This is a genomic window from Vescimonas sp., assembly GCF_057856985.1.
Genome location: NZ_DBLZXX010000002.1, coordinates 215,195 through 230,758, shown reverse-complemented (window position 1 = coordinate 230,758; position 15,564 = coordinate 215,195). Strand labels below are relative to the sequence as shown.

Annotated in this window: 17 protein-coding genes; 14 read left to right on the top strand and 3 right to left on the bottom strand. The window is 63.1% G+C overall.

Annotated features, from left to right (window positions below; genetic code table 11):
- Positions 1-21: 21 nt before the first annotated feature.
- Positions 22-612: a xylulokinase gene (locus ACZM22_RS03955; protein WP_489543196.1), complete on the bottom strand. Its 591-nt coding sequence runs from the start codon at positions 610-612 to the stop codon at positions 22-24.
- Between the two features lie 173 nt (positions 613-785).
- On the opposite strand from ACZM22_RS03955, the gene ACZM22_RS03950 reads away from it, so the two are divergent.
- The gene (locus ACZM22_RS03950; RefSeq protein ID WP_489543195.1) at positions 786-1,049 is read left to right on the top strand and encodes a hypothetical protein; all 264 of its coding nucleotides are present in this window, start codon (positions 786-788) and stop codon (positions 1,047-1,049) included.
- Between the two features lie 295 nt (positions 1,050-1,344).
- Here ACZM22_RS03950 and purB read toward each other — a convergent pair whose 3' ends face one another.
- Positions 1,345-2,763, bottom strand: a complete 1,419-nt coding sequence (gene purB, locus ACZM22_RS03945) for an adenylosuccinate lyase (protein ID WP_489543194.1) — start codon at positions 2,761-2,763, stop codon at positions 1,345-1,347.
- Positions 2,764-2,779: 16 nt separating this feature from the next.
- The gene (locus tag ACZM22_RS03940) at positions 2,780-4,054 is read right to left on the bottom strand and encodes an adenylosuccinate synthase (protein WP_483268685.1); all 1,275 of its coding nucleotides are present in this window, start codon (positions 4,052-4,054) and stop codon (positions 2,780-2,782) included.
- A 355-nt stretch (positions 4,055-4,409) separates the two neighbouring features.
- On the opposite strand from ACZM22_RS03940, the gene ACZM22_RS03935 reads away from it, so the two are divergent.
- From ACZM22_RS03935 to ACZM22_RS03875, 13 genes are all read left to right on the top strand, one after another.
- Entirely contained in the window at positions 4,410-5,474 is a 1,065-nt protein-coding gene (locus ACZM22_RS03935) for an ABC transporter ATP-binding protein (protein WP_489543193.1), read from the top strand.
- An 8-nt stretch (positions 5,475-5,482) separates the two neighbouring features.
- On the top strand, positions 5,483-6,340 hold the full coding sequence (locus ACZM22_RS03930; protein WP_489543192.1) for an ABC transporter permease: 858 nt from the start codon (positions 5,483-5,485) through the stop codon (positions 6,338-6,340).
- The gene (locus ACZM22_RS03925) at positions 6,337-7,176 is read left to right on the top strand and encodes an ABC transporter permease (RefSeq protein WP_484424021.1); all 840 of its coding nucleotides are present in this window, start codon (positions 6,337-6,339) and stop codon (positions 7,174-7,176) included. The genes ACZM22_RS03930 and ACZM22_RS03925 overlap by 4 nt, the downstream gene beginning before the upstream one ends.
- A 19-nt stretch (positions 7,177-7,195) precedes the next feature.
- Complete coding sequence (locus tag ACZM22_RS03920; protein WP_489543191.1) at positions 7,196-8,290, top strand: ABC transporter substrate-binding protein; 1,095 nt, start codon at positions 7,196-7,198, stop codon at positions 8,288-8,290.
- A 15-nt stretch (positions 8,291-8,305) separates the two neighbouring features.
- Positions 8,306-8,629: a TIGR04076 family protein gene (locus tag ACZM22_RS03915; protein ID WP_483267510.1), complete on the top strand. Its 324-nt coding sequence runs from the start codon at positions 8,306-8,308 to the stop codon at positions 8,627-8,629.
- Between the two features lie 230 nt (positions 8,630-8,859).
- Entirely contained in the window at positions 8,860-9,027 is a 168-nt protein-coding gene (locus ACZM22_RS03910; protein WP_489543190.1) for a hypothetical protein, read from the top strand.
- 90 nt (positions 9,028-9,117) lie between these two features.
- On the top strand, positions 9,118-10,215 hold the full coding sequence (locus ACZM22_RS03905; protein ID WP_489543189.1) for a bifunctional chorismate mutase/prephenate dehydratase: 1,098 nt from the start codon (positions 9,118-9,120) through the stop codon (positions 10,213-10,215).
- Positions 10,216-10,226: 11 nt separating this feature from the next.
- Positions 10,227-11,237 carry a 3-dehydroquinate synthase gene (aroB, locus tag ACZM22_RS03900; protein ID WP_489543188.1) on the top strand — a complete coding sequence of 337 codons (1,011 nt, stop codon included), beginning with the start codon at positions 10,227-10,229 and terminating at the stop codon, positions 11,235-11,237.
- A complete protein-coding gene (gene aroC / locus ACZM22_RS03895) occupies positions 11,234-12,334 on the top strand; it encodes a chorismate synthase (protein ID WP_489543187.1) in 1,101 nt (366 codons plus the stop codon). Before aroB ends, aroC begins: the two co-directional genes overlap by 4 nt.
- Entirely contained in the window at positions 12,331-13,569 is a 1,239-nt protein-coding gene (locus ACZM22_RS03890; RefSeq protein WP_489543186.1) for a shikimate kinase, read from the top strand. Before aroC ends, ACZM22_RS03890 begins: the two co-directional genes overlap by 4 nt.
- A complete protein-coding gene (gene aroQ, locus ACZM22_RS03885; protein ID WP_489543185.1) occupies positions 13,566-14,006 on the top strand; it encodes a type II 3-dehydroquinate dehydratase in 441 nt (146 codons plus the stop codon). The genes ACZM22_RS03890 and aroQ overlap by 4 nt, the downstream gene beginning before the upstream one ends.
- Positions 14,003-15,202 (top strand): 3-phosphoshikimate 1-carboxyvinyltransferase, encoded by a 1,200-nt coding sequence (locus ACZM22_RS03880; protein ID WP_489543184.1) that lies wholly within the window; start codon positions 14,003-14,005, stop codon positions 15,200-15,202. The genes aroQ and ACZM22_RS03880 overlap by 4 nt, the downstream gene beginning before the upstream one ends.
- Before the next feature lie 98 nt (positions 15,203-15,300).
- A complete protein-coding gene (locus ACZM22_RS03875) occupies positions 15,301-15,555 on the top strand; it encodes a hypothetical protein (protein WP_489543183.1) in 255 nt (84 codons plus the stop codon).
- The last annotated feature ends 9 nt before the right edge of the window (positions 15,556-15,564 follow it).

Genomic DNA, 15,564 nt, shown 5'->3' with positions numbered 1-15,564 from the left:
TCTGCACTGCTCTCCGTTTTTTCAGGAACGATGCCGCATGCCCGCTGCGCCAGCCATAGAAACGGTGCGGTTCATGATATGGTGCAGCCACCACTCCAGAGCCCCGCCGTACATCCCCATGGGACCGCCAGCCAGATAGAGACCCGGGATCACATGAGGATTGACCACAAGGCTGCCAGTGGGATCGTCAATAATCTTATCAGATACCAGAAAGCAGGTATCGGTGGTTCCCATGACGCTGATCAACACGTTTGCTGTTGTACCGCCGGCTCCCAAAATACCGCAGGACCCATCCACACTGCCTACAGCTACAGGGCAGGGGGCGTCCAGACCGAGTGTACGGCAAAGCTCGGGTGTCAATTCGCCCAACCGCTCCCACGGATCCATCAGGCGAGGCAGACGTGCATCGTCCAGACACATACGCTGCAGGCAATCGCTGCTCCAGCAGCGCTTTTCCACATCATAGAGCAAAGAGTAACTGGCTGTGGTGTGGTCAATGGCGGAGATCCCGGTCAGCTTGCAATTGACAAAGTCCTTGAGAGACAGGAACGCCTTGATTTTTCCGTAAAGCTCCGGCTCTTCCCGCTGTAACCGGCAGATCTTGAAGGCCAACTGTTCCGGGGCCACCCTGCGCCGCCATTCTGAGCCTGCTGCTGCCGATCGTTTCTGCGACCCGTAAGAGCCGCAAGCCCGTTGCCGCGAATGTTGAGCCTGAGGACTCCTCTGTTGAATAATCTGACAGTTCCTTCTTCAATAAGCTCGGACATGTTCCCAAGGGGGTGTCTGTGCTGCAGATCAGAAAGTTCTACTACCCCTACTATCTGGAGGCCGCTGAAGCGAAGCTTCTGCGGGCGGCGGGCCTGCCCACCCGCAGGGTGGTCTATACGGTGGCCATGGAGGGCGGCTTCGGCACCGTGCAGCAGATGAAGGGGCGTCCGGCGACCTCTTATGAGGAGGTGGATCCCTCCGCAGTGGTCGTGTGCAAGATCGACAAGGCGGGCGCCGATGCCAACGTAGCGAAATTCATCAAACAAGGACGCCGCGAATGACCGGATCGATCCGGCCCTCTTTTTCCCCGAGAATTCTCCGGCGGCAGATGAGCTGTAAGGCTGCAAAACCGGCCGATGCCGATCGGCCGGAGCGTGCGCCCATTTTCCGTAATGGGATAAAAAGAGAACAGAAGACAAAGAAAGCTGCAAAATCACCGGCAAGGTGATTTTGCAGCTTTTTTCTGATGTGCGTTCCATGAAGATAAGCGTATCTCGCAGGCCTTTATCGCCCCGTCCCGTTCTCGGCCGCGGCACCCGTGCTGCGCTCTTTTTCGTAATTCAGAGCTGTACGGCCTCACACGCGGATGTCTCCATCGGCGCCCTGCGCCTGACGCAGCAGCGGCGCACAGGCATCCAGAAACTGCCGCACCTGCTGGGGGCAGCGTCCGATGTAGCGCTGCGGCTCCATCAGCTGCTCCAGCTCCCCACGGCTCAGGCCGAAGGCAGGGTCCCCCGCCAGACGGTCCAGCAGATCGCAGGGCAGGCCCTCCTTCATGCGGGCCGTGGCAGCCATGGAGTGCCGCCGGATGATCTCGTGCAGCTGCTGGCGGTCGCCGCCGCGCTTTACAGCCTCCATCATCAGGTCCTCCGTGGCCAGAAACGGCAGGTACTCCCGCAGGGTGCGGTCCACGATGGCCTCGTTGACGTGCAGACCCGCCGTTACGTTCTGGCACAGGCGCAGTACCGCGTCGGCGCACAGGAAGCCCTCCGGCAGCGCGATACGGCGGTTGGCGGAATCGTCCAGCGTCCGCTCCATCCACTGCACGCTGGCGGTCATGGGCGCGTTCATGGCATCGGCCATCAGATAGCGGCTCAGGGAACATATGCGCTCACAGCGCATGGGATTGCGCTTATACGCCATGGCCGACGAGCCGATCTGGTCCGCTTCAAAGGGCTCCTCCAGCTGGCGGTCGTGCTGCAGCAGGCGGATGTCATTGGCCATGCGGTAGGCGCTCTGGGCGATACCGCTGAGACAGGAGAGGATGCGGCTGTCTACCTTGCGGGGATAGGTCTGGCCGCACACCGGAAAGCACTCTTTGAAGCCGAAGCTGGCGGCCAGACGGCGGTTCATCTCATCGATCTTGGCCTCGCCGCCGTCAAACAGGTCCATAAAGCTGGCCTCGGTGCCCGTGGTGCCGCGGCAGCCCAGGAATTTCAGCGTAGACAGCACGTGGTCCAGCTCCTCCACGTCCGCCAGCAGGTCCTGCATCCACAGCGTGGCCCGCTTGCCCACGGTGACGGGCTGCGCCGGCTGATAGTGGGTGTAGCCCAATGTCGGCGTGGCGGCGTATTTTTCCGCGAAGGCCGCCAGATTCGCCAGCACCGCCAGCAGATGTCTCCGCAGATAGACCAGTCCGTCCCGGTACAGGATCAGATCGGCGTTATCCGTGACGTAGCAGCTGGTGGCGCCCAGATGGATGATGCCCGCCGCCGATGGGGCCGCCTTGCCGTAGGCGTACACGTGGGCCATCACGTCGTGGCGCACCTCCCGCTCCCGCTGGGCGGCGATATCGTAGTCGATGTCGGTGATGTGGGCCTCCAGCTCCGCGGCCTGCGCCTCTGTGATGGGGAGCCCCAGCTCGTGCTGCACGCGGGCCAGCGCCGCCCACAGCCGCCGCCAGGTCTGGTAGCGGCTGTCGTCCGAGAACAGCCGCAGCATATAGTCCGAGGCGTAGCGGGACGCCAGAGGGGACTGGTAGGTGTCATGGGCCATGGTATCCCTCCTTATTTTATCTGACGATCAGGCTCTCCCGCTCGGCGCCCACGGAGACGTAGCCGATATGGCAGCCGATGGCCTGCTCCACATATTCCACATAGTCCCGGGCCGCCGCAGGCATGTCCTCCCAGGTCCGCACACCGGAGATGTCGCAGCACCAGCCGGGGCGGTACTCCATCACGGGCTTGGCCTTCGCCAGCACAGAGGGGAAGGGGAACTCGCGGGTGATCTCCCCGTCGATCTCATAGGCGGCGCAGACGGGGATCTCCTTCATATAGCTGAGGATGTCCAGCTTGGTCAGAGCGATGTTGGTGGCGCCCTGTACCTCCACGCCGTAGCGGGTGGCTACCAAATCGATGGGGCCCACGCGGCGGGGGCGTCCGGTCTTGGCACCGAACTCCGCGCCGGCCTGACGCAGCTCATCTGCCTCGGGGCCGAACCACTCGCAGGTGAACGGGCCCTCGCCCACGCAGGAGGAGTAGGCTTTCACCACGCCTACCACCTCATCGATTTTGGCGGTAGGCAGCCCCGCGCCAATGGGGCCGTAAGCGGCGATGGTGTTGGAGGACGTGGTATAGGGGTAGATGCCGTAGTCCAGGTCACGCAGCGCACCCAGCTGGCCCTCAAACAGGATGGACTTGCCCTCCGCCTGGGCCTGCCGCAGATAGCGGCCTGTGTCCGTTACATAGGGACGCACCTGCTGGGCGTAGGTGTCCAGCCAGGCGGTCATCTCCTCCATGGTATAGCCCTTGGCGCCGTAGACCTTCTGCAGGATCAGGTTCTTCCATTCCAGCAGATCCTGAAGGTGGGCCTTCAGGTGCTCCGGATACAGCAACTCACCGGCCTGAATGGTCTTTTTCTGGTATTTATCAGAGTAGAACGGGGCGATACCCTGCTTGGTGGAGCCGTATTGCTTGTCCTTCAGCCGCGCCTCCTCCAGCGCGTCCAGCTCCCGATGCCACGGCAGCAGCAGCGACGCACGGTGGCTGACCAGCAGGTTTTCCGGCGAGATGCCGACGCCCGCCGCGCGGATGGATTCCATCTCCGACACCAGATTCTCGCAGTCCAGCGCCACGCCGTTGCCCAGAATGTTCATCACACCGGCGCGGAAGATGCCGGAGGGCAGCAGGTGCAGGGCAAATTTGCCCATATCGTTGATGACGGTGTGTCCGGCGTTGCCGCCTCCCTGATACCGCACCACCACATCGTACTGTCCCGTCAGGTAGTCCACCATCCGGCCTTTTCCTTCGTCACCCCAGTTGATGCCTACGATCGCACAATTTGCCATGTCTGTATACCCTCCTGTTCTGCGTGTTTTCGTGTGTTTTTCGATACGTTTTTTCAAACGACAGTCCATTATACACGCCGCGGCAGGGTAAGGGAAGTATGGATTTTATATGTGATGCATAAGCGCAGGTGATGAAAGCCGCTGCCTGCCCCTGCTCCTGAAAAGCGGCGGGGCGGGGAATGTGCAGGCATGCCAGATATTTTCCACGGATATATATGCAATTTGTGCACAGTTACAAAAGCATTAAAATAGCGGATTTGCTCTTTACAAATTTGAAGAAGGGTGTATAATCATCCACATAAATTTGAATATAAAGAATATTTATTCTCCAAGTATACAAAGGCGGTGAGCGGGTATGGGAGAGAATATCATCGAGATCGCGGGCCTGCGCAAGAGCTTTGACCACGTGGAGGTGGTCAAGGGCGTGGACATGCAGGTTCATCAGGGGGAGTTCCTGACGCTGCTGGGGCCCTCCGGCTGCGGTAAGACCACCACGCTGCGGATGATCGCGGGGTTTGAGGAGGCAGACAGCGGACATATCACCATCGACGGACAGGAGGTCACCGCGCTGCCGCCCTACAAGCGGGCAGTCAACACAGTGTTTCAGAGCTACGCGCTGTTCCCGCTGATGAATGTCTATGACAACGTGGCCTACGGACTGACAGTGAAGCGGCTGCCCAAGGCGGAGATACGGGAAAAGGTGACGCAGGCGCTGCGCACCGTGCAGCTGGAGGGCTTCGAAAAGCGGCGGGTCAGCCAGATGTCGGGCGGCCAGTGCCAGCGCGTGGCCATTGCCCGAGCGCTGGTGAACGGACCGAAGGTGCTGCTGCTGGACGAGCCGCTGGGGGCGCTGGATCTGAAGCTGCGCAAGCAGATGCAGCTGGAGCTGAAGCGGCTGCAGAAGCAGCTGGGCATCACCTTTATTTATGTGACCCACGATCAGGAGGAGGCCATGACCATGTCCGACCGCATCGCCGTCATGTGCGCCGGCGAGATCCAGCAGATCGGCACGCCCTCCGAGATCTACAACGCACCGGCCACCCGCTTCGTGGCGGATTTCATCGGCGAATCCAACATCCTGCCGGCCACCGCCGCGGCGGTCCGGGGCGATACCTGCGTCTACACCACGCCTATGGGGCAGGTGCTGGGCGCGGCGGCTCACGTGTCGGAGGGGGAGACGGTGTACCTCTGCGTCCGGCCGGAGGCTGTCTGTGTGTCTGCGGAGCCGGTATCCGACTTCGGCATACAGATCACGGTGACGGACAACATCTGCACCGGCAATCTCATCAAGTCCATCGGCGTGGATGCGGACGGCCATGAGCTGCGCTTCTCCCGCCTGGCGGGCGCGGACGGCTTCTCCTGCGGAGAGACGCTGTACCCCTACTGGGACAGCGCCGCCTGCACGGTCATGCGGAAGTAGGCGGCGTCATGAAGAAAAAAGAAAAGAGACTGGCCGTGCTGGCCAGCGTAGGGCCCTACGCCGCAGAGACGCTGCTTCTGGTGGTGCTTCCGCTGCTGTATGTGTGCCTGATGAGCATCATGACGCGGCCGTCCTATGGCGGCGTGGAGTTCACGGTATCCTTCAACGGATACAGGGCCCTGTTTGAAAAGGCGTATCTGGTGGCTATCTGGAACAGTGTGCGGATGTCGCTGGTGTCCACGGTCATTATCCTGCTGGTGTCCTACCCCATGGCCTACATGCTGTCGCGGTGCAGCCGCCGCGTGGCGTCCAACCTCATCATCCTGATGATGATCCCGTACTTTACCAACAGCCTGATCCGGCTGTACAGCTACATCACTCTGTTCAACACGAAGGGCATCCTCACCGGTATTCTGGCCAGACTGGGGATGACGTGGAGCGCCGATTTTCTATACAGCGAAAGCGCCGTGGTGCTGGGGCTGGTGTACGTCTGCATCCCCTATGCGGTGCTGCCCATGTACTCGTCCATCGAGCGGCTGGACAAGGCGCTGCTGGAGGCGTCCTATGATCTGGGGGCGGGGCGTGTCAAAACGTTTTTCAGGATCACGCTGCCCATGACCATGCCCGGTGTGTACGCCGCGGCCATCATCTCCTTTGTGCCGTCCATCGGCAACTACTTCGTGGCGGACGTGCTGGGCGGCAGCAAGACGCTGCTGATCGGAAACCTCATCAAGGATCAGTTCATGTCCTCCCGCAACTGGCCGCTGGGCAGCGCACTGTCGGTGTTCCTGATCGCGGGCACCATGATCCTGGTATATCTGTACGCCCGCGTCAGCAGGGCCGACGTGATGGAGGGGGGCCTATGAACCGCGTGAAAAAGAAAAGCATCGGCGATAAGCTGGGCGTGATATACGCGGTGCTGCTGTTCGCCTTTATCTACATCCCCACCGTGATCATGGTGGTGTATTCCTTCAACCAGCAGCCCAGCAACAAGTGGTGGACGGGCTTTACCACCGAGTGGTACGGCAAGCTGTTCCGGGACGCGCAGCTGTGGCAGTCCTTCAGCCTTTCGCTGAAGATCTCGCTGCTGTCCACGCTGATCGTGGTGATCATCGGCACGCTGGGCGCCATGGGCCTGACGCGCTACCGGTTCTTCGGACGGAACGCCCTGACCTATTCGGTGTACCTGCCCATGATCGTCCCGGGTGTGGTGTTCGCGGTGCCTCTGATGGCGCTGCTGGTGCTCATGGGCCTGAAAAAGGGCTTCTGGGCCGTGGTGCTGGGAAACGTGATTTTGATGCTGCCCTATATGATCCTGACGGTGCGGACCCGCTTTCTGGGACTGGACCGCTCGGTGGAGGAGGCCAGCATGGATCTGGGCGCCAGCGGAGTAGAGACGTTCTTCCGCATCACGCTGCCGTCTATCGCCCCGGGCATCTTCACCGGCGCACTGCTGAGCTTTGCGCTGACGCTGGATGACGTGGTCATGGCGGACTTCCTGGCCGGACCCAACTGCCTCACGTTCCCCATGAAGATCTACAACTCCATCCGCAAGGGCGTTTCACCGGAGATCAACGCTCTGGAGACGATCATATCCGGCCTGATTTTTCTGGGAGTTGCCGTCTATCTGCTGCTGAAGGGCAGGCAGGACCGCGCTGCCGCAAAAATAGAACCATTCCATCAAACACAAACAGAGAATTAGGAGAAAGGAGCTCACAAACATGAAGAAGAAGCTTTTGGCCGCGCTGCTGGCCCTGGGAGTGCTGGCATCCCTCACCGCCTGCGGCGGGAAGCAGAAGACCCAGCAGGATGCCGCCGCCGACGGCGACACCGGCTACGCCGATTCCATCAACATTCTGGTCTACCCCGACTATGTGTCCGAGGATGTGCTGGCCGCCTTTGAACAGGAGTACGGCATTCAGGTGAACATCACCTACCTGTCCTATGAGGAGGACAACATCACCCGCGTGGAGACCGGCGACGACTTCGACATCATCAATCCCTGCCAGGAAACGGTACACCAGATGCTGCAGGAAAACCTGCTGCAGAAGATCGACAAGAGCAAGATCCCCAATCTGGCCAACCTGTACGATGAATTCAACACCTATGACTACCCCGGCGAGGAGGATTACAGCGTTCCCTACATGTGCGGCTCCATGTCCATCATCGTGAACAAGGATACCTGCCCCATCGAGATCACCAAGTGGTCTGATCTGGCGGACCCCGCCCTGAAGGGGCAGATCGTCTCCACAGACATCGACCGCCGGTTCGTGGCCACCACTCTGGCGGAGAATGGCTTTGACCCCAACAGCGAGAACCAGGCGGATCTGGACGCCGTGTTCGATTGGCTGTGCCAGTTCAACAGCAACGTGAAGGTCTATGACAACGGCGCGCCCCGTACCTCTCTGGAAAACGGCGACTGCAGCGTGGCCTTCACCTATACCACCGACTATGTGCTGGTCAAGCAGGAGGACCCCGATGGCAATTATGAGCTGATCACCCTGCCCGATGGCTGGTATTCCAGAGGCGAGTGGATGCTGGCCATTCCGGCCTCCAGCACCAAGGCCGAGGAGGCTGAGCTGCTCATCAACTATATCCACGACGCCAAGAACTACGCCGACAATGTCATGAAGTACCCCGGCGTGCCGGTGAACGAGGCCTGCATCGACTACCTGACCGACGAGTACAAGGAGCTGTTCAAGGCGTTTGACATCCCCGAGAGCGCGAATTTCTTCACACTGTCCTCTCTGTCCTCCGAGAGCCTGGAGATGTACGACCTGTTCATCTCCAACGTGATGGCCAGCTCCAACGGCTGATAGGAGTGCTGCATCATGAAAAAGATCAGGATCACCGTCATGCGCATGGCGTCCTATCCGGACCTGTCCGCCGCGTATGAAAACCCGCTGGAGCATGCCTGCGATATGCAGCTGGGGCAGGTGTTCATCGCGGACGGCTGGCGCCAGCCGGAGGGGATGTGCGACAGCGCCTGGTCCAGCATCTCACCCTTCGTGATGACGCTGGCCTACGGCGGGAGCGATATCTATAAGGGGTGGATGAAGAACAAGAAAAGCGCCATGGTGTCCTGCAACGACGGGTTCCGTCCCGTGAGCTTCTACATCGAGGCGCTGGAGGAAGAAGCCTCCGACTGGTTCTGACGCGGGACGTCTCCACCTGCAAAACAAAAAAGATCCCCCTGCTTTCCCTGTCAGCGAAAGCAGGGGGACCATTGCGCTGTCATCACCCCATACGGCCCGCCTGCATCGCACAGAGCCGGCGGCGGGAGGGGAGAAATTTTTGTGTAGATGGGAAAAGTGCGGATGTCCTCTTGACGGGGAGAAAAAAATAGCATACAATTCACCTATATTTCAGCAGGAGGTGTGCTGCCATGGCTCGCTGCGCGATGCGTTCCGGTAATGCCGTGGTGAAGTGCGCCCATTCTGCCCCTGCACAGACTGATTTCGGCTTTACGTGCAGCGTGCCCTTTGGCGCGCTGCACTTTTTTGGCTTTTTCGCCTTTACCGGCAAGGAAACGCCTCTGGGAGCCTGTGTCTGAACGTGCGGTAGAAAACCGGCATATTCGCGTCTTGAACGGCCTTCCAGACAGGAGGACCGATTTTTTTGTGCTAGGAAAGGTTGTACAACAATGAGTGAGCTGGATCAGATCAGAGAGAATATCAACAGCATTGACGAGCAAATGGCGCAGCTGTTCCAGAAGCGCATGGAGATGAGCGCCCGGGTGGCGGATTTCAAGAAGGAGCGGGGACTGTCCATTCGGGACGCCGAACGGGAGCGGGAGCTGATCGACCGCAGCCGCAGGAGCATCCGGGATCCGGCGGTGGCCGCGTACTACGTGCAGTTCCTGCGGGGCATTTTGGACCTGTCCTGCGCCTACCAGAGCAAGCTGCTCAACGGTATGAAGGTGGCGTACAGCGGCGTGAAGGGGGCCTACGGCTATCTGGCGGCGCGGCGTATGTTTCCGGAGGCGCAGCTCATCGCCTACCCCGACTTTGCCGCGGCCCACAGGGCGGTGGAGCTGGGAGAGGCGGACAGCGTGGTGCTGCCGCTGGAGAACAGCTGCGCCGGCGAGGTAGGCGCCGTGATGGACCTGCTGTTCTCCGGCGAGCTGTATATCAACCAGGTGCTGGACATGGAGATCGACCACAGCCTGCTGGGCGTGGAGGGGGCTGCGGCGGACACGGTCAGGACCGTGGTCAGCCATCCCCAGGCGCTGCGGCAGTGCGATGACTACATTCGGAGCCACGGCTATGCGGCGGAGCCCTACTCCAACACAGCGGCGGCCGCGGAATATGTGCGCCGGGCCAATGACCCCGCACTGGCGGCCATCGCCTCCGAGGACGCGGCGGAGGTGTTCGGCCTGCGGGTGCTGGAGCGGGGCATCAACACCATGCGGACCAATACCACCCGCTTTGCCGCGCTGTCCCGTACCCAGAACCAGCCGGAGACCACCAAAAAGCGGGAGGACGAGAACTTTGTGCTGGTGTTCACCGTGCAGAACGACGCCGGCTCGCTGGCGCAGACGCTGAACATCATCGGCGCCCACGGCTACAATATGCGTACCCTGCGGAGCCGCCCCATGAAGGGGCTTTCGTGGAAGTACTTCTTCTACGTGGAGGCCGAGGGCTGCATCAACAACACCAATGGCCGCGAGATGCTGCAGGAGCTGTCCGCCACCTGCGCCAAGCTCCGGCTGGTGGGCGCGTACTACGCCAACAACATCTGAGGAGAGAAGCCATGGTCATTTCCGTTTCACTGGGAGCGCAGAGCTATCCCATCCTGCTGGAGGCAGGCGCACTGGCCCGGGCGGGGCAGCACTTGTCTCTGGCGCGGCGGGTGCTGGTGGTGACTGACAGCGGCGTGCCGCAGGAGTACGCCCGGACGGTGGCGGGCGCGTGCCGTCAGGCCCGCATCTGCACGCTCCCCGCCGGAGAGAACAGCAAAAATATGGACAATTACCAGCGCCTCCTGCGGGAGATGCTGGCCCTGGGCATGGATCGCGGTGACTGCGTGGCCGCCGTGGGCGGCGGCATGGCGGGGGATCTGGCGGGCTTCGCCGCCGCCACCTACATGCGGGGCGTGGATTTCTACAACCTGCCCACCACACTGCTGGCCCAGGTGGACTCCTCCGTCGGCGGTAAGACCGCCATCGACATGGACGGCGTGAAGAACATCGTGGGCGCGTTCCACCAGCCCCGTGCCGTGCTGATCGACACGGACACCCTCCGTTCGCTGCCGCCGCGGCAGATGGCCGCGGGACTGGCCGAGAGTGTGAAGATGGCCGTGACCTGCGATGCGGCGCTGCTGGCGCTGATCGAGAACAGCGCCGACCTGACGGCGGACCTGCCGGAGATCATCGCACGCTCTCTGGCCATCAAGGCGCGGGTGGTGGAGCAGGACCCCACGGAGCAGGGGCTGCGCCGCGTGCTGAATTTCGGGCACACCATCGGCCACGCCATTGAAAGCTGTGCGGGAGGGGAGCTCCTCCATGGCGAGTGCGTGGCGCTGGGTATGCTGCCCATGTGCGCGCCGGCGCTGCGGCATCGGCTGGCGGGCATCCTGCGGAAGTGCGGCCTGCCCACGACCTGCGGCTTTACGGCCCGGCAGCTGCTGCCATACCTGCGACACGACAAAAAGGCCGCCTCCGGCGAGATCCGCATCGTGCTGGCGGACGAGGCGGGCGCATTCCGCATGGAAAAAGAGACGCCGGAGGAGATACTCCGGCGCTGGGAGGGAGCAGAGACATGAAAAATACCTTTGGACAGGCGGTGACGCTGACCATTTTCGGGGAGAGTCACGGCCCTGCCGTGGGCGTGGTGCTGGACGGTCTGGCCCCGGGACTGCCGGTAGACGAGGAGTGCATCCGCCGCCAGCTGGCCCGCCGCCGTCCCGCCACGGCGCTGGACACCCCGCGGCAGGAGCCGGATCGCTATCAGATCCTCAGCGGCGTGTTTCAGGGGCGCACCACCGGAACGCCGGTGGCCATCATCATCCCCAACGAGAACGTGCGCAGCGGGGACTATGCCTATGGGCTGGCGCGGCCCTCCCACGCGGACTATGCCGCCTACTGCAAATACCACGGCTATGAGGACTGGCGGGGCGGCGGCCATTTTTCCGGCCGCGTCACCGCGCCGCTGGCGGCGGCAGGTGCCATCCTGCTGTCCGCGCTGGCAGGCGTGGGCGTCACCGTGGGTACTCACATCCTGCGCTGCGGCGACGTGTGGGACCGGCCCTTCGCGGCGGAGGCTGCATCGGACGTGGCGGCTCTGCAGGAGGCGCCGTTTCCCACCCTGACCCATGAGGCGGCGCAGGCCGTGGGGGAGAGGATATTACAGGCCAGAGAACGGCAGGACAGCGTGGGCGGCATCACCCAGACCGCCGTGTGCGGCCTGCCCGCCGGCGTGGGCGAGCCGTGGTTCGACAGCGTGGAGAGCCTTCTGAGCCACGCGGTGTTCTCCATCGGCGGCGTTAAGGGCATTGAGTTCGGCGGCGGCTTTTCCATGGCCTGCGGCAGCGGTTCGGAGGTCAACGACCCGTTCCGCATGCGGGACGGGCGGGTGGTGACGGCCACCAACCACAACGGCGGCATCAACGGCGGCATCACCAACGGTATGGATGTGGTGTTCCAGTGTGCCGTGAAGCCCACGCCGTCCATCGGACAGCCCCAGCAGACCGTGGACTTTCTCCGCATGCGGGACGCGGAGCTGACCATCCATGGCCGCCACGATCCGGCCATCATCCGCCGTATCTGCCCCGTGCTGGACAGCGTGACGGCGCTGGTGCTGTGCGACCTGCTGGCCCAGCGCTTCGGCACGGACTATTTTATAAAGGAGGCAGGGCGATGAGATGCGGACTGATCGGCCGGCGGCTGGGGCACAGCTACTCCTGCCAGATCCACCATGCGCTGGCGGATTACAGCTATGAACTCTGGGAACTGGAGCCGGAGGAACTGGCCGGCTTTCTGGAAAAACGGGATTTCGCGGGCATCAATGTGACCATCCCCTATAAGGAGCAGGTCATTCCTTATCTGGACGAGCTCAGCAAGACGGCGCGGGCCATCGGCGCGGTGAACACCGTGGTGAACCGGAACGGCAGGCTGGTGGGCGACAACACGGACCTGCCGGGAATGCTGGCGCTCATCCGCCGCATGAGACTGACGCTTGTCGGCAAGAAGGTGCTCATCCTGGGCACCGGCGGCACCTCCAAGACCGCACAGGCCGCCGCGGCGCAGCTGCATGCCGCGGAGATATACCGCGTGTCCCGCTGCGGCAAGGGCGACGCCATCACCTATCAGCAGGCGGCGGCGGAACACGGCGACGCGGCCTTTATCATCAACACGACGCCCTGCGGCATGTACCCCGATGTGGACGCCTGCCCCGTGGATCTGGAGGATTTCCCCCGGCTGGAGGGCGTGGTGGACGCGGTGTATAACCCCCTGCGCACCGATCTGGTGCTGAACGCCCGGCGGCGGGGCATCGCCGCAGAGGGCGGCCTCTACATGCTGGCGGCGCAGGCCGCCTATGCCGGCGCCCTGTTTCGGGGCTGCACGGCATCGCAGGCGGAGATCGACCTGGCCTATCAGACGGTGCGGCGGCAGATGGAGAACATCGTGCTCATCGGCATGCCCACCTCCGGCAAGACCACGGTGGGGCAGCTGCTGTCGCAGCGCACCGGCAAGACCTTCATGGACACGGACGCCATGGTGGAGCAGGCGGTGGGCATGACCATCCCTGCCTATTTCGCGGCGGAGGGCGAGAGCGCTTTCCGGCAGCGGGAGCAGGAGGCGGTGGCGGCTGCGGCCGGCGCAGGCGGCAGGGTCATTGCCACCGGCGGCGGCGTCATCCTGCGGGAGGAGAACCTCCGCGCGCTGCGCCGCAGCGGGCGGCTCGTCTTTCTGGACCGCTCGCTGGACAAGCTGACTGCGGCGGCGGACCGGCCCCTTTCCGCCGATACCGACGCGCTGCGCTGCCGGTACGCCGAGCGGTACGACCTCTACTGCGCGGCGGCGGACCTCTGTGTGGATGGGGACGGCACACCGGAGGAGACCGCAGCGCAGATCGAAAAGGAGTGGACGACATGAAGATACTGGTTATCAACGGACCGAACCTGAACCTGCTGGGCGTGCGGGAGCCGGCCATCTACGGCAGCGGCACCTATCAGGAGCTGCTGGCGCTGATCCGTGCCCACGCGGAGAAAAACGGCGCAGAGGTGTCCTTTTTCCAGTCCAATCACGAGGGGGCGCTGGTGGATGCCATCCAGCAGGCGTATTTCGATGGCGTGGAGGGCATCATCCTCAACCCCGCGGCGTACACCCACACCAGCGTGGCGCTGCTGGATGCGCTGAAGGCCGTGGCCATCCCCACGGTGGAGGTACACATTTCCGATGTTTCCCGGCGGGAGGACTTCCGCCGGCGCAGCTATGTCCGTCCGGCCTGCGTGGCCACGGTGATGGGCAGGGGCTTCGCGGGGTATCTGGACGCCATGGACATCCTGCTGAAGGGGGCGCGACGCCCGTGACCGTGACCATATACCCGGGCAGGGCGGCGGGCACAGCAGCCGCGCCGCCGTCCAAAAGCTGCGGGCACCGGATGCTCCTGTGCGCCGCTCTGGCCGCAGGAGAGAGCCGGATCGACGGCATCGCCCGGAGCCAGGACATGCTGGCCACCATGGACTGCATCCGCGCCATGGGCGGGGCCTGCCGCCTGGAGGGGGAGACGGCCGGTGTCACCGGCACCGGCGGCGCTGTTCGGCCCAATGGGACGTATCCCTGCCGTGAGAGCGGCAGCACCCTGCGCTTCTGCATCCCCGCAGCGCTGCTGTCCGGCGGACGCGCCGTGTTCACCGGCGCGCCGCGGCTGATGGAGCGGGGCGTGGGCATCTACGAGGAGCTGCTGGGCCAGAGGGGCATCACGGTGGAGAAAACGCCGGAGTCCGTCACGTTTTCGGGGCGGCTGACGGCGGGGAGCTACACGCTGCGGGGCGATGTCAGCAGCCAGTTCGTCACCGGCTCGCTGCTGGCGCTGCCGCTGCTGCCGGAGGACAGTACGCTCCGCGTTCTGCCGCCGGTGGAGAGCCGGCCCTACATCGACATCACGCTGGACATCATGGCGTCCTTCGGTGTCACCGTGATGGAGCGGGAACGAAATTTCTTTTATATCCCCGGCGGGCAGCGGTACGGGAGCCGCTGCGCGGCGGTGGAGGGCGACTGGTCCAATGCCGCCTTCCTGCTGGCGTTGGGCGGCGGCGTCCGCGTCAGCGGTCTGCGTCCGGACAGCCTGCAGGGCGACCGCGTGTGCCGGGAGATGCTGCGCCGTCTGGAACACCCGGGCGCGGTGCTGGATCTGTCCGCCTGCCCCGATCTGGGGCCGGTGCTGTTTGCCGCTGCGGCCCAGCGCTGCGGGGCCGTGTTCACCGGCACACGCCGCCTGCGCATCAAGGAGAGCGACCGCGCGGCGGACATGGCGCAGGAGCTTGCCAAATTCGGCGCGCAGGTGACAGTGGAGGAGGACCGCGTGACGGTGCTGCCGCGCCCGCTCCACGCGCCCAATGAGGAGCTGGAGGGCCACAACGACCACCGCATCGTGATGGCGATGGCGGTGCTGTGCGCGTCGCTGGGCGGCACGATCCGCGGCGCGGAGGCCGTGAATAAGAGCTATCCGGATTTTTTCCGCACACTGCGGGCACTGGGGCTGCGCATGGACGTGCGGCCCTGAGACCCTTGAAAGGAAGGGTACATGCCCATGAACATGGAATTCAAGCGTAAGCTGCCTGCGCCCCGGACCGTGAAGGATATGTATCCGGGACGGAGGAGATGGCGCAGAACAAGCGGGAAAACGACCGGCAGATACAGGCTGTCATCACCGGCGGGGACCCGCGGCTGATGCTGCTCATCGGCCCCTGCTCCGCTGACAGGGAGGACGCCGTGCTGGAATATGCCGCCCGCCTGCGGTGGACGGGCGGACCGCTTTTGTCCGCGCTCTCCGCAGAACGCCTAAATTCTACTGACAGGAAACCTCTGCTTTTTGCACATTTTCCGTCTGGCGCACGGCCCCAACGCCGTGTATAATAAGGGGTA